General features: G+C 67.2%; 14 protein-coding genes. 5 read left to right on the top strand and 9 right to left on the bottom strand.

What is annotated here, in order from left to right:
* Positions 1-40: 40 nt before the first annotated feature.
* Positions 41-1,042 (top strand): histone deacetylase family protein, encoded by a 1,002-nt coding sequence (locus tag ACFSGX_RS01085; RefSeq protein ID WP_380926823.1) that lies wholly within the window; start codon positions 41-43, stop codon positions 1,040-1,042.
* Here the strand turns inward: ACFSGX_RS01085 and ACFSGX_RS01080 are convergent.
* From ACFSGX_RS01080 to sucC, 4 genes are all read right to left on the bottom strand, one after another.
* The gene (locus ACFSGX_RS01080) at positions 1,039-1,356 is read right to left on the bottom strand and encodes a DUF1294 domain-containing protein (RefSeq protein ID WP_380926821.1); all 318 of its coding nucleotides are present in this window, start codon (positions 1,354-1,356) and stop codon (positions 1,039-1,041) included. The genes ACFSGX_RS01085 and ACFSGX_RS01080 overlap by 4 nt on opposite strands.
* 8 nt (positions 1,357-1,364) lie before the next feature.
* Positions 1,365-2,294 (bottom strand): electron transfer flavoprotein subunit alpha/FixB family protein, encoded by a 930-nt coding sequence (locus ACFSGX_RS01075; RefSeq protein ID WP_380926820.1) that lies wholly within the window; start codon positions 2,292-2,294, stop codon positions 1,365-1,367.
* Positions 2,291-3,040 carry an electron transfer flavoprotein subunit beta/FixA family protein gene (locus ACFSGX_RS01070; protein WP_380926818.1) on the bottom strand — a complete coding sequence of 250 codons (750 nt, stop codon included), beginning with the start codon at positions 3,038-3,040 and terminating at the stop codon, positions 2,291-2,293. The genes ACFSGX_RS01075 and ACFSGX_RS01070 overlap by 4 nt, the downstream gene beginning before the upstream one ends.
* Before the next feature lie 241 nt (positions 3,041-3,281).
* The gene (gene sucC / locus ACFSGX_RS01065; protein ID WP_157176718.1) at positions 3,282-4,481 is read right to left on the bottom strand and encodes an ADP-forming succinate--CoA ligase subunit beta; all 1,200 of its coding nucleotides are present in this window, start codon (positions 4,479-4,481) and stop codon (positions 3,282-3,284) included.
* A gap of 203 nt (positions 4,482-4,684) precedes the next feature.
* On the opposite strand from sucC, the gene ACFSGX_RS01060 reads away from it, so the two are divergent.
* The gene (locus ACFSGX_RS01060; protein ID WP_380926816.1) at positions 4,685-5,554 is read left to right on the top strand and encodes a 3-hydroxybutyryl-CoA dehydrogenase; all 870 of its coding nucleotides are present in this window, start codon (positions 4,685-4,687) and stop codon (positions 5,552-5,554) included.
* A gap of 104 nt (positions 5,555-5,658) precedes the next feature.
* Here the strand turns inward: ACFSGX_RS01060 and ACFSGX_RS01055 are convergent, their stop codons facing one another.
* From ACFSGX_RS01055 to ACFSGX_RS01045, 3 genes are all read right to left on the bottom strand, one after another.
* Positions 5,659-5,952: a DUF2218 domain-containing protein gene (locus ACFSGX_RS01055; RefSeq protein WP_380926814.1), complete on the bottom strand. Its 294-nt coding sequence runs from the start codon at positions 5,950-5,952 to the stop codon at positions 5,659-5,661.
* 83 nt (positions 5,953-6,035) lie between these two features.
* Positions 6,036-6,167: a hypothetical protein gene (locus tag ACFSGX_RS01050; protein ID WP_380926812.1), complete on the bottom strand. Its 132-nt coding sequence runs from the start codon at positions 6,165-6,167 to the stop codon at positions 6,036-6,038.
* A gap of 76 nt (positions 6,168-6,243) precedes the next feature.
* Entirely contained in the window at positions 6,244-7,506 is a 1,263-nt protein-coding gene (locus ACFSGX_RS01045; protein ID WP_380928189.1) for a NupC/NupG family nucleoside CNT transporter, read from the bottom strand.
* A 177-nt stretch (positions 7,507-7,683) separates the two neighbouring features.
* Between ACFSGX_RS01045 and ACFSGX_RS01040 the strand changes: the two genes are divergently transcribed.
* From ACFSGX_RS01040 to ACFSGX_RS01030, 3 genes are all read left to right on the top strand, one after another.
* Positions 7,684-8,322, top strand: a complete 639-nt coding sequence (locus ACFSGX_RS01040; RefSeq protein ID WP_380926810.1) for a queuosine precursor transporter — start codon at positions 7,684-7,686, stop codon at positions 8,320-8,322.
* Between the two features lie 60 nt (positions 8,323-8,382).
* Positions 8,383-9,567: a dual-specificity RNA methyltransferase RlmN gene (rlmN, locus tag ACFSGX_RS01035; RefSeq protein WP_157176714.1), complete on the top strand. Its 1,185-nt coding sequence runs from the start codon at positions 8,383-8,385 to the stop codon at positions 9,565-9,567.
* A gap of 199 nt (positions 9,568-9,766) precedes the next feature.
* Positions 9,767-11,002, top strand: coding sequence for a class I SAM-dependent methyltransferase (locus ACFSGX_RS01030; protein WP_380926809.1), 1,236 nt, complete (start codon positions 9,767-9,769; stop codon positions 11,000-11,002).
* Between the two features lie 84 nt (positions 11,003-11,086).
* On the opposite strand, the gene ACFSGX_RS01025 is transcribed toward ACFSGX_RS01030, so the two are convergent.
* Together ACFSGX_RS01025 and ACFSGX_RS01020 are read right to left on the bottom strand one after the other, a co-directional pair.
* The gene (locus ACFSGX_RS01025) at positions 11,087-11,524 is read right to left on the bottom strand and encodes an EF-hand domain-containing protein (protein ID WP_380926808.1); all 438 of its coding nucleotides are present in this window, start codon (positions 11,522-11,524) and stop codon (positions 11,087-11,089) included.
* Positions 11,525-11,552: 28 nt separating this feature from the next.
* Positions 11,553-12,029 (bottom strand): EF-hand domain-containing protein, encoded by a 477-nt coding sequence (locus ACFSGX_RS01020; protein ID WP_380926807.1) that lies wholly within the window; start codon positions 12,027-12,029, stop codon positions 11,553-11,555.
* Positions 12,030-12,048 lie beyond the last annotated feature (19 nt).

The following is a 12,048-nucleotide window of genomic DNA, read 5'->3' as shown; positions in this document are numbered from 1 at the left end:
CGGACGCCGTCGCACTCATCCGTCCGGAAACGCCTGCCCCATGATCACCGTCTTCGACGATCGCCAGCTCGGCCACCGCCCGGTCCATGAATTCTTCAACGGCGCGCTAGCTGCCCATGCCGACACCCCCGCCCGGGCCACCGGCATCCTGAACGCGATCGGCGACATGGTTGCGCCCACCGATCACGGCATGGCGCCGCTCGCCGCCGTCCACGACGCGGCCTATCTCACCTTCCTGACCGAGGCGCACGACCGCTGGCTCACCGCCGGACGCACCGGTGATGCGATCGGCTATGCCTGGCCCGTCGTCGGCCGCCGCCCGCTCGACCTCACCCGCATCGACGCGCTGCTCGGTCGCCACACCGCCGATGCGGTCACCCCGATCGGTGCCGGCACCTGGGACGCGACCTACTGGGGCGCACAGACCGCGCTCACCGCGCTCGACCATGTCCTGGCCGGCGACCGCGCCGCATTCGCACTCTGCCGCCCGCCCGGCCACCATGCCGGGCGCGACTATGCCGGCGGCTACTGCTTCCTCAACAACGCCGCGATCGTCGCGCAGGCCGCGATCGACGCCGGCCGGCGCGTCGCGATCCTCGACGTCGACTATCACCACGGCAACGGGACGCAGGACATCTTCTACGATCGCGGCGACGTAACGTTCGTGTCGATCCACGCCGATCCGCGCACCGACTTCCCCTATTTCTGGGGCCATCCCGACGAACACGGCGCCGGCGACGGGCTCGGCGCGAACCACAATATCATCCTGCCGCGCGGCACCGCCTGGTCGGACTACGCCCCGGCACTGGACCGGTCGCTCGACCTGATCGCAGCCAGTGGCGCAGACCTGCTCGTCCTGTCGTTCGGCGCCGATACCTACGAAGGCGACCCGATCTCCGGCTTCGCCCTCAAGACCGAAGATTTCGCCACGATGGCCCACCGCATCGCCGCCACCGGCCTCCCGACCGTCATCGTGATGGAGGGCGGCTACGCGGTCAACGCGCTCGGGTCCAACGTAGCGGCGCTGCTCTCCGGCTTTTAGTTCCTTAAAAGCAGCGCGAACAGCACGACGGACTTGACCGCAATCGCCTGCAACACGGCAATCCGTTCCAACCGGCTGGAGAAAGGCTGCTTCAGCGTCTTGTGCCGGAACAGCCGGCGGGCAGCGAACGCCGCCGGGGTCCCGCCGATCGCTGCCAACATCAACAAGCGTCGCTCCGACACCCGCCTCGCCCTCGCCAGGGCTGATCGCTTGTCGTGCCAGAAAAGCAGCAGGGTCGCACCGTTCACGACAAGCAACAGCAGCGCGAAACCCCAGACAGGCACGCCGGACAGCAGCCCGACGAGCCCCGCCATCGTCCCCGTCACAGCTTCGCGGTCAGCTCCGGCACCACCGTGAACAGGTCACCGACCAGCCCGATATCGGCCACCTGGAAGATCGGCGCGTCCGCGTCCTTGTTGATCGCGACGATGACCTTCGAGTCCTTCATGCCCGCCAGATGCTGGATCGCGCCGGAGATCCCGACCGCGACATACACTTCCGGCGCCACGATCTTGCCCGTCTGCCCGACCTGGTAATCGTTCGGCGCATAGCCCGCATCGACCGCGGCGCGTGATGCGCCCACACCCGCGCCCAGCTTGTCGGCCAGCGGATCGATCAGCTCGTGGAACTTGTCCTCCGAGCCCAGCGCTCGCCCGCCCGACACGATGATCTTGGCCGACGTCAGCTCCGGCCGATCGGACGATGCGATCTCCGACCCGACGAAGCTCGACAGCCCCTGGTCGCCACCGGCCGAAACCGCCTCGACCACGCCCGCGCCGCCGCTTGCCGCCGCCTTGGCGAACGCCGTGCCACGCACCGTCACGACCAGCTTGGCGTCCGACGACTGCACGGTCGCGATCGCGTTGCCGGCATAGATCGGCCGCGTGAACACGCCTTCGCTCTCGACCGACAGGATGTCGCTGATCTGCGACACGTCCAGCAACGCCGCCACGCGCGGCGCGATGTTCTTGCCGTTCGTCGTCGACGGCGCCACGAACGCATCGTGGTGACCCATCAGCTCGACCACCAGCGGTGCGACATTCTCGGCCAGCGCATGGGCATAGGCCGCGTCGTCCGCGACATGCACCTTGCCGACGCCGGCGATCTGCGCCGCGGCCTGCGCCACCGCATCGACGCCCTGACCCGCGACCAGCAGATGGACCTCGCCCATTTCGCCGGCGGCGGTCACCGCCGACAACGTCGCGTCCTTCACGGCCGCGCCATCATGTTCGACCCAGACGAGCGTCTTCATACCGCCACTCCCATATCCTTGAGCTTCGCCACCAGCGTATCGACGTCGGGCACCGTGATGCCCGCGACGCGCTTGGCCGGTTCGACCACCTTCGACGTCGTCAGCCGCGGCGTGGTGTCGACGCCGTAATCGGCCGGCGCCTTGGTCGCCATCGGCTTCGACTTCGCCTTCATGATGTTCGGCAGCGACGCATAGCGCGGCTCGTTCAAGCGCAGATCGGTCGTCACGATCGCCGGCGTCTTCAGGTTCACCGTCTCGGCGCCGCCATCCACTTCGCGCGTCACGGTCACGGTATCACCCGCGACCTCGACCTTCGACGCGAACGTGCCCTGGCCCCAGCCGAGCAGCGCTGCCAGCATCTGGCCGGTCTGGTTGCTGTCGTCGTCGATCGCCTGCTTGCCAAGAATGACCAGCCCGGGCTGCTCCTCGTCGACGATCGCCTTGAGGATCTTGGCGACCGCCAGCGGCTCGACCACATCCTCGGTCAGCACCAGGATCGCGCGGTCCGCACCCATGGCGAGCGCGGTGCGCAGCGTTTCCTGGCATTTCTGCACGCCGATCGACACGGCCACGATCTCGGTCGCCGCGCCCTTTTCGCGCAGCCGGATCGCCTCTTCGATCGCGATCTCGTCGAACGGGTTCATGCTCATCTTGACGTTGGCCAGGTCGACGCCCGTCCCGTCCGCCTTCACCCGCGGCTTCACATTATAATCGATCACCCGCTTCACGGGCACCAGGATCTTCATGGCGCTATCCTCCGGCATGACGCTGTGGCGGCGACTCAAACGCCCCGCGCGATTGATCGGCCCATAGCAGGCGCTTTACGTAAACGTAAAGGGGGCGGACCAGGTCAAAACGCCCCACGCCTCTATCGTCGTTACAGTTGTGCCCCGGCGCAGGCCGGGGCCCAGGTGAAACCGCTCCACCCAGGCCCCGCCTTCGCCGGGGCACATATGACGTCCGGGGGATTTAATTCCCCCTGACGCTTCAGGCCGCCTGCTTGACCTGCGCCACGATCTTCTTCGCGGCATCGCCCAGGTCGTCGGCGCTGACGATCGGCAGGCCGCTGTTGGCCAGGATGTCCTTGCCCTGCTGCACGTTGGTGCCCTCGAGCCGCACGACCAGCGGCACCGACAGGTTCACTTCCTTCGCCGCCGCGACGATGCCGTCGGCGATGATGTCGCAGCGCATGATGCCGCCGAAGATGTTGACCAGGATGCCTTCGACCGCCGGATCGGACAGGATCAGCTTGAACGCCGCCGTCACCTTCTCCTTCGAAGCGCCGCCGCCGACGTCGAGGAAATTCGCCGGGAACGCGCCGTTCAGCTTGATGATGTCCATCGTCGCCATGGCCAGGCCCGCGCCGTTCACCATGCAGCCGATGTTACCGTCGAGCTTGATGTAGGCCAGGTCGTACTTCGACGCCTCGATCTCGGCCGGATCCTCCTCGGACTCGTCGCGCAGCGCGAAGATGTCCTTGTGACGGTACAGCGCGTTGCCGTCGAACGACACCTTGGCGTCGAGCACCAGCAGCGCGCCGTCGGTCGTCTCGACCAGCGGGTTCACTTCCAGCATTTCCATGTCGGACGCGATGAACGCCTCGTACAGCTGACCCGAAACCTTGATCGCCTGCTTGTAGAGATCGCCCTTCAGGCCCAGCGCGAACGCCACGGCGCGGCCGTGATGCGGCTGGAAACCCTCGACCGGGTCGATGATGATGCTGTGGATCAGCTCGGGCGTGTCGTGTGCGACCGCTTCGATGTCCATGCCACCCTCGGTCGACACGACGACGGCGATCCGGCCGGTCGCACGATCGACCAGCATCGAAAGGTAATATTCCTTCGCGATGTCGGCGCCGTCGGTGATGTACAGCCGGTTGACCTGCTTGCCCGCATCGCCCGTCTGGATCGTGACCAGCGTGTTACCCAGCATGTCCGTCGCGTTCTGGCGCACGTCGTCGATCGTCTTGGACAGTCGCACGCCGCCCTTCGCATCGGGGCCGAGTTCCTTGAACTTGCCCTTGCCGCGGCCGCCCGCGTGGATCTGCGACTTCACGACGTAGAGCGGCCCGGGCAGGCGTTCGGCGGCGGCCACGGCTTCGTCGACGGTCATCGCGGCATAGCCGGCCGGGATCGCGACACCGAACTTGGCGAGCAGTTCCTTGGCCTGATATTCGTGGATGTTCATGGGATCGCGTCCTCTGGGTCCAGCGGAAAGTTGGCGCGGCTAAAGCATAACGGGGCAAGGATTGCCACCCCGCCACGCCCGAATCGCTGCACTGCGGCACCATAGCGGGCCCGGCCGCCCGCGCCATGACCCTAGCGAGCCGCCGCGCGAGCCGGTAGGGCGAGGGCAAAGCCCGGTCAGGGCGTTCAGCGTGAGGATGATCCATGGAAACGATCGGCGTAATCGGCGCAGGCCAGATGGGGGCCGGCATCGCGCAGGTCTCGGCACAGGCGGGCTACCGCGTCCTGTTGTCGGACGTTTCCATCGCGGCCGCCACTAAGGGCCGTGACGGCATCGCCCGCGCGCTCGACCGGCTCGTGACGAAGGAGAAACTGACCGCCGACGCCGCGCAGGCCGCGGTCGCGCTGATCGAACCGGTGGCCGACGTCGCCGCGATGGCCGACGCCGCGCTGGTGATCGAGGCCGCGACCGAGCGCGAGGACATCAAGCGCAAGATCTTCGCCGATGTCGGCGCGGTGCTGGGCGCCGATGCGATCCTGGCGACCAACACCTCGTCCATCCCGATTACGCGGCTGGCACAGGCGGCGCCCGATCCCGCGCGCTTCATGGGCGTCCATTTCTTCAACCCGGTGCCGGTCATGCGCCCGATCGAACTGATTCGCGGCCTTGCCACCGCCGACTCCACCGTGGCGCGGGTCGAGGCCTATGCCGAGGCGCTCGGCAAGACCGTCGTCCACGCCAACGACGCGCCCGGCTTCATCGTCAACCGCGTGCTACTGCCGTTCATCAACGAGGCCTGCTTCGCGCTCGGCGAGGGCGTCGCCACGATCGCCGACATCGACGCGGCCGTCAGCCTCGGCCTCAACCACCCGATGGGCCCCTTCACACTCGCCGACTTCATCGGCCTCGACACCTGCCTCAATATCTGTCGCGTCCTGCACGACGGCACCGGAGACCCCAAATTCCGCCCCGCCCCCCTGCTCGTCAAATATGTCGAAGCCGGCTGGCTAGGCCGCAAAACCGGCCGCGGCTTCTACGACTACTCCGCCGAAACCCCCGTCCCGACGCGTTAACAGAACCGCCTAAAAGCCCTCTCCCCCACGGGGAGAGGGTTGGGAGAGGGGGAGTGGCTTGAGAAGACCAAGCCACAAGCCGAACCGCGAGATTCGCGAAACGCCTATCCCTCAACCCGCCAGTCATAAACCAACGCACCCTCGCGAAACGCGAACCGGTCGAGATGCTCGGCCACCACCGCCTGCACCCGCTCGACCTGCTCCACCTCCGCCACGCTCGCGCGCAGCACCAGCGCGTCAGGCTCCGCCACCAGCGTCAAAGGCCCCGCCGGCAAGCCGACTTCCCCCGCCTCGGGCGTAAAGCTCACCTCGAACCGGTGGCTCCAATGCTTACATAATTGCTGCAGATAGCGGCTCGCATTCGGCGTTACGACGCGGGCGGTGGTGACGACGGCCATGACAGGGCTCCTTGGACTGCTCCCGGTCCCCGGAGTGGCGCGTAACCCCGCCCGCATCAAGCCGCATGCGGCAACCCGGCGCCTCAGCCGGTTACGAGCGTCCGGTGCAGGAAGGACCGCGCCCGACGCGACACCCCGGCCGCCAGCGCGGCGATCGCCAGCCCGATCAGCGGCACGATCCAGAGCAGCGACAAGATCAGTATCACGGTTCGCATAGGCCACCTCCCGACTCGGGTCCCACGCACGGGCGGTTACATATCGGTGACCCTACGGCTTCCGCGCCGTCCGCAACTACGGCGCCAGCAGCAGTCCCGCGAACGCCGCACTCATCAGGTTGGCGAGCGATCCCGCCACCAGCGCGCGCAGCCCCAGCTTCGCGATCATCGTCCGCTGGTTCGGCGCCAGACTCCCCGTCACCGCCATCTGGATCGCGATCGAACTGAAATTGGCGAACCCACACAGCGCGAAGGTCACGATCGCCACCGTCCGCTGCGACAATGCCGCCTGCTGCTCGCCCAGCGCGATATAGGCGACGAACTCGTTCAGCACGATCTTCTGCCCGAACAGTCCGCCGGCGATCCCCGCCTCGTTCCACGGCACGCCCAGCAGGTACATCACCGGCGCGAACACATAGCCGAGCAGTCGCTGGAACGTCAGCGCCTCCACCCCGAACCACATCCCGACGCCGGTCAGCAACCCGTTGGCCAGCGCCACCAGCGCCACGAACGCCAGCACCATCGCGCCCACCGCCACGGCCAGCCGCACGCCGGTCTGCGCGCCCTGGCTGGCGGCCATGATGATGTTTGCTGGCCGCTCTTCGTCATGCGTCGCTTCGGCCATCGCGATCTGCTGCTCCTCGCGGTCATCGCCCAGCGGCAACTCGCCCGCAGGCGGCGCGATCTCGTCGGGCATCATGATCTTGGCCATCAGGATCCCGCCCGGCGCCGCCATGAAACTGGCGGCAAGCAGATAGTCGATCCGCACCCCCATCGACGCATAAGCCGCCAGGATCGTGCCCGCGACGCCCGCCATCCCGCTCACCATCACGGTGAACAGCTGCGGCGGCGTCAGCCCCGCCAGATACGGCCGGATCACCAGCGGCGATTCGCTCTGCCCGACGAAGATGTTGGCGGCCGCGCACAGCGACTCCACCTTCGACACGCCGATCACCTTCTCGATCGCCCCGCCGATCCAGCGCACCACGAACTGCATGACGCCCAGATAATAGAGGATCGACACCAGGCTGGCGAAGAAGATGATCACCGGCAGCGCGGAGATCGCGAAGCTCCGCCCGCCGATCGCCGGGTTGGCGAGCGTCCCGAACAGGAACTCCGTGCCGCGCTGCGAATAGCCGAGCAGGTTCGCCACCGCGCCGGACATCTGGCCCAGCACCACCTTGCCGATGCTCGAATACAGCACCAGCACCGCGATCCCGGCCTGCAACGCGAACGCCGCACCCACCACGCGCAACCGGATCGCCCGGCGGTTGGAGGACAGCAGGACCGCGATCGCCAGGATCACCGCGATGCCGGCAAGGCCGATCAGGAATTTCATCATGTCGGTCGGGGGCTTTCTCGGGCGGCCACGGGGTCAATCACCGGGACGATACACATCGCTGGCGGAACGAACAGCCCTTGGCACGGGCGCGCGCCCTGTCAATCCAGGCAGTTGCACGGCTGTCCCCACGCTCCGGGCTTCCGCCGGTCATGGAAACCGGTTAGCACCGCGGCGATGACGATCCCGCCATCCGCCCCTTTCCCCAAGTCGCTGTTCGCCTTCTCCATCCTCTACGGCGGCATGACCTGCATTGCCGGGGTGCTGGGCGTGAAGCAGGTGGCGCTCGGGCCGCTGGCGGTGGAGGCCGGTATTTTCGCCTTCCTGTTGCTGGTCGTGATAGGCAGTGCGATCGCCGAACTGCACGGCCGGGCCGCCGCCGACCGGATGGTGCGCTACGGCTTCGTCCCCCTCGTCATGTCCGCGCTGCTGATCCAGCTCGTGCTGGCGCTCCCGACCGATCCCGGCATGTATCCGCCTGCGATCGACGCCTTTCCGATCGTCGTCGGCCAGGGCGCGCGCATGATGATCGCCGGGCTGATCGCCTACGGCACGTCGCAGACGCTCAACGTCTACATCTTCTCGCGCCTCGCCGCGGGGGCCGGCAGCCTGCTCTGGCTGCGCGCGATGATCGCCAGCGCCGCGTCGCAGGTCATCGACACGTTGCTCTTCATCTCAATCTCGTTCCTTGGCGAACGCGACATCGGCGCGCTGCTCGCCGGGCAGATGCTGGCCAAGGTCGTGCTGTCGATCGTGCTCGTCCCGCCGCTCATCTACCTCTTCGTGGCACTCGGCCGCCGGATGGACCGGGCGTAACGCCGCCGTCTGGCGAAACGCGCGGTTTTCGCCTATATCGGCGGCATCATGACACTTCACATGCCTATCCCCGGTCATATCGATCCGGTCCCCGTCCCCCGTGCGCTCGTGCCGCGCGCCGATGGGCGGATCGACCTGCTCGGCCTGTCGCAGGCCGAACTGCGCGTCGCGCTCGAAACCGCGCAGCTCGAACCCAAGCAGGCGAAGCTCCGCGCCAAGCAGCTGTGGCACTGGATCTACAACCGCGGCGTCGTCGATTTCACGCTGATGACCGACATCGCCAAGTCGATGCACGGCTGGCTCGCCATGCGCTTCGTCGTCAGCCGGCCGGAAGTGGTCGAGGCGCAGGTGTCGAGCGACGGCACGCGCAAATGGCTGCTCCGCACCGACGACGGCCAGGATTACGAGATGGTGTTCATCCCGGATGCGGACCGCGGCACGCTCTGCGTCTCCAGCCAGGTCGGCTGCACGCTGAACTGCCGGTTCTGCTTCACCGGCACGATGCGGCTGGTCCGCAACCTGACGCCAGCCGAGATCGTCGGACAGGTCATGCTGGCGCGCGACGCGCTCGGCGAATGGCCCAGCCAGCCGGAGGGCCGCATGCTCACCAACATCGTCATGATGGGGATGGGCGAACCGCTCTATAATTTCGACAATGTCCGCGATGCGCTGAAGCTCGTGATGGACGGCGCCGGCCTCGGCCTCTCGCGCCGCCGCATCACGCTCAGCACCAGCGGCGTCGTGCCGATGATGGCGCGCGCCGGGGCGGAGATCGGCGTCAACCTCGCCGTCTCGCTCCACGCCGTGACCAAGGACGTCCGCGACGAGATCGTGCCGCTCAACCGCAAATACGGGATCGAGGAGCTGCTCCAGGCCTGCGCCGACTATCCCGGCGCCAACAATGCGCGCCGCATCACGTTCGAATATGTGATGCTGAAGGACAAGAACGACAGCGACGCCGACGCCTACGAACTGGTCCGGCTGCTGAAGAAGTATGACCTGCCGGCCAAGGTGAACCTGATCCCGTTCAACCCCTGGCCCGGCGCGAACTACGAATGTTCCGACCCCGAACGGATCAAGCGTTTCTCTAACATCGTGTTCGAAGCCGGCATCAGCGCCCCCGTCCGCACCCCCCGCGGCCGCGACATCATGGCGGCGTGCGGCCAACTGAAATCCGCGTCGGAAAAGAAGAGCCGCGCGGAGCTGGACCAGCTGGCGGACGAGAAGCAGGCCGCGCTGGGCTGACATCACGCACAGGGCGTGTGTCCCCCCTCTCCTCAACCCTCCCCCCGATAGGGGGAGGGGGCCGGTTGCCTCCAGGCGAAGCCCTCTCCCCTCGGGGAGAGGGTTGGGAGAGGGGGGGGACACAGGCGCTGACGGTTTTTGCATCGACGCCAACTGACCACGCTGGCAATACCACCCCAAACAAACGGGGCGTACACAGATGTGGCTGTTCGATAAGTTCGCGCGCAAAGCGCTGAAACAGGGTCAGCTGTCGATCATCGACGGCGACGGCAAGCGCTACGATTACGGCACGCCCGATCCCGACCGGACACCGATCGTGGTACGCTTCACCGATCGCAAGGTCGGCAACTACATCGCGCGCCACCCGCGGCTCGGCGCGGCCGAGGCCTGGATGGACGGCCGCATGGTGATCGAGCAGGGCGACATCGCCGGCCTGATCGACCTGATCCGCTCGAACGGCAAATGGGAACGCGGCGGTGGCCAGCTCGGGGCGCGCAGCCCGATGAAGCGGATCGCCGGCACCATCGCGACGCGGCTCGACTCCATCAACAAGATCGGCAAGTCCAAGCAGAACGTCGCCCACCACTACGACATCGGCGACCGGCTCTACGACCTCTTCCTCGACGTCGACCGGCAATATAGCTGCGCCTACTTCACCGATCCGGACAACAGCCTGGAACAGGCGCAGCTCGACAAAAAGGCCCACATTGCCGCCAAGCTGAACCTGAAACCCGGTCAGCGCGTGCTCGACATCGGCTGCGGCTGGGGCGGCATGGCGCTCTACCTGAACCGCGTCGCCGACGTCGACGTGCTCGGCATCACCCTGTCGGAGGAACAGCTCAAGACCGCCCGCCGCCGCGCGGAGGAAGCCGGCGTCGCGGACCGCGTGAAGTTCGAACTGATCGACTACCGCGAACTCAGCGGCACGTTCGACCGGATTGTGTCGGTCGGCATGTTCGAACATGTCGGCGTGCCGAACTACCGCACATTCTTCGCCAAATGCCGCTCGCTGATGGTGGAGGACGGCGTCATGCTGCTCCACACGATCGGCCGGATGGGCGGCCCGGGCCAGACCGACGCCTTCACCGCGCGCTACATCTTTCCCGGCGGCTACAACCCCGCCCTGTCTGAGATCGTCGGCGCCAGCGAATCGCAGCGCCTGATCTCGACCGACATCGAGACACTGCGCGTTCACTACGCGCTCACCATCCGCCACTGGTACGACCGCTGCGTGGCGCACAAAGCGGAGATCGAGGCGATGTTCGACGCGCGCTTCTACCGCATGTGGACCTTCTACCTCGCCGGCGCGATGAGCGCGTTCCGCCACGGCGGCATGTGCAACTACCAGATCCAGTACACCCGCAGCCGCTGGGCCCTGCCCCTCACACGCGACTACATCGCCACCGCCGAACAGGACCTGCGCGCCAAGGGCTGACCAGTGAATGTTCCCCGGCGCAGGCCGGGGCCTAGGTGAAACAGCTCCACCAAGTCCCCGGCCCCCGCTGCAGAACTGAGAACCTCAGCGCTTTCTAACCGGAACCGGCAACGGCGCAGGCGTCGCAGCCGCCCCCGGCTCGGCGGAATACTTCGCTTCCGCCGCGGCGCGCTCCGCCCCCGTCATCCGCCCGTCATGGTCGGTATCGGCCTCGTCGAAGCTCCGCAGCGCATCCGCCTTCTGCTCGGCCAACGTGATGCGCCCGTCGCGGTTCGTGTCGGCATCGCTGAACATCGCGTCCACCATCGCGGACGGCACGCTGTTCTTCGTCGCCCACGCATCGACCTCCGCCCGGCTGACCACTCCGTCGCGGTCGGCGTCCAGCATGCGGCTGAGCCCGGTCGCGCGCTCCTCCGCCGCGGCGCGCGGCATGAAGTCCGGCCCACGCGCCGGCCCGGTCGGCGCCTGCGCGAACGCGGCCGCGCCGGTCCCCAGCGCCATGATCGTCATCATTATCCGCATCGCATCGCTCCGTTCGTTTCAGACAGGCTCAACGACCCGGGGTCAGCTTGCGATCCGGGATCGCGCCGGCGCCCGGCTTCCGCGCGGCGATCTTCTCCGCCACCGTCAGGATGCCGTCATGATTGGCATCGACCATGTCGAACGCGCGCAGCGGGCGGCGCGATGCCTCGGCCGGGCTCAGCTTGCCGTCGCCATTGGTGTCGACCGCCTTGAACGCGGCGTTCGCGGCGTTCAGCATGTCCTGCGCCTCCTTCGCGGTCGGCGCATTCTTCGTGCCGGGCGGCGTGCGGTTCAGCACCACGCCCATCCGCTCGCCGAATTCCGCGCGGCTCATGAAACCGTCCTTGTTGGTGTCGGCCAGCTTGAACACGCCGTCGACCTCCGCCTGCATCTGCGCGCGGGTCACGTCGCCGGTGCCCTTCACGGGCTTGGCCGCGGGCGCGGACAGCGCGGGCGCGGCGGCCAGGGTGATGAGGACGGGCAGCATCAGGGCTATCGGACGCATCGGTTTTCCTTCTCGCAAC

The organism is Sphingomonas arantia, assembly GCF_042682045.1.
Lineage (GTDB): Bacteria > Pseudomonadota > Alphaproteobacteria > Sphingomonadales > Sphingomonadaceae > Sphingomonas_R > Sphingomonas_R arantia.
This window is presented reverse-complemented; position numbering and strand designations above follow the sequence as displayed.

Bases quoted from the DNA above. Each gene is read 5' to 3' on its own strand.
- ACFSGX_RS01085 (WP_380926823.1), top strand. From the start codon at position 41: ATGATCACCGTCTTCGACGATCGCCAGCTCGGCCACCGCCCGGTCCAT.
- ACFSGX_RS01080 (WP_380926821.1), bottom strand. From the start codon at position 1,356: ATGGCGGGGCTCGTCGGGCTGCTGTCCGGCGTGCCTGTCTGGGGTTTC.
- ACFSGX_RS01075 (WP_380926820.1), bottom strand. From the start codon at position 2,294: ATGAAGACGCTCGTCTGGGTCGAACATGATGGCGCGGCCGTGAAGGAC.
- ACFSGX_RS01070 (WP_380926818.1), bottom strand. From the start codon at position 3,040: ATGAAGATCCTGGTGCCCGTGAAGCGGGTGATCGATTATAATGTGAAG.
- sucC (WP_157176718.1), bottom strand. From the start codon at position 4,481: ATGAACATCCACGAATATCAGGCCAAGGAACTGCTCGCCAAGTTCGGT.
- ACFSGX_RS01060 (WP_380926816.1), top strand. From the start codon at position 4,685: ATGGAAACGATCGGCGTAATCGGCGCAGGCCAGATGGGGGCCGGCATC.
- ACFSGX_RS01055 (WP_380926814.1), bottom strand. From the start codon at position 5,952: ATGGCCGTCGTCACCACCGCCCGCGTCGTAACGCCGAATGCGAGCCGC.
- ACFSGX_RS01050 (WP_380926812.1), bottom strand. From the start codon at position 6,167: ATGCGAACCGTGATACTGATCTTGTCGCTGCTCTGGATCGTGCCGCTG.
- ACFSGX_RS01045 (WP_380928189.1), bottom strand. From the start codon at position 7,506: ATGAAATTCCTGATCGGCCTTGCCGGCATCGCGGTGATCCTGGCGATC.
- ACFSGX_RS01040 (WP_380926810.1), top strand. From the start codon at position 7,684: ATGACGATCCCGCCATCCGCCCCTTTCCCCAAGTCGCTGTTCGCCTTC.
- rlmN (WP_157176714.1), top strand. From the start codon at position 8,383: ATGCCTATCCCCGGTCATATCGATCCGGTCCCCGTCCCCCGTGCGCTC.
- ACFSGX_RS01030 (WP_380926809.1), top strand. From the start codon at position 9,767: ATGTGGCTGTTCGATAAGTTCGCGCGCAAAGCGCTGAAACAGGGTCAG.
- ACFSGX_RS01025 (WP_380926808.1), bottom strand. From the start codon at position 11,524: ATGCGGATAATGATGACGATCATGGCGCTGGGGACCGGCGCGGCCGCG.
- ACFSGX_RS01020 (WP_380926807.1), bottom strand. From the start codon at position 12,029: ATGCGTCCGATAGCCCTGATGCTGCCCGTCCTCATCACCCTGGCCGCC.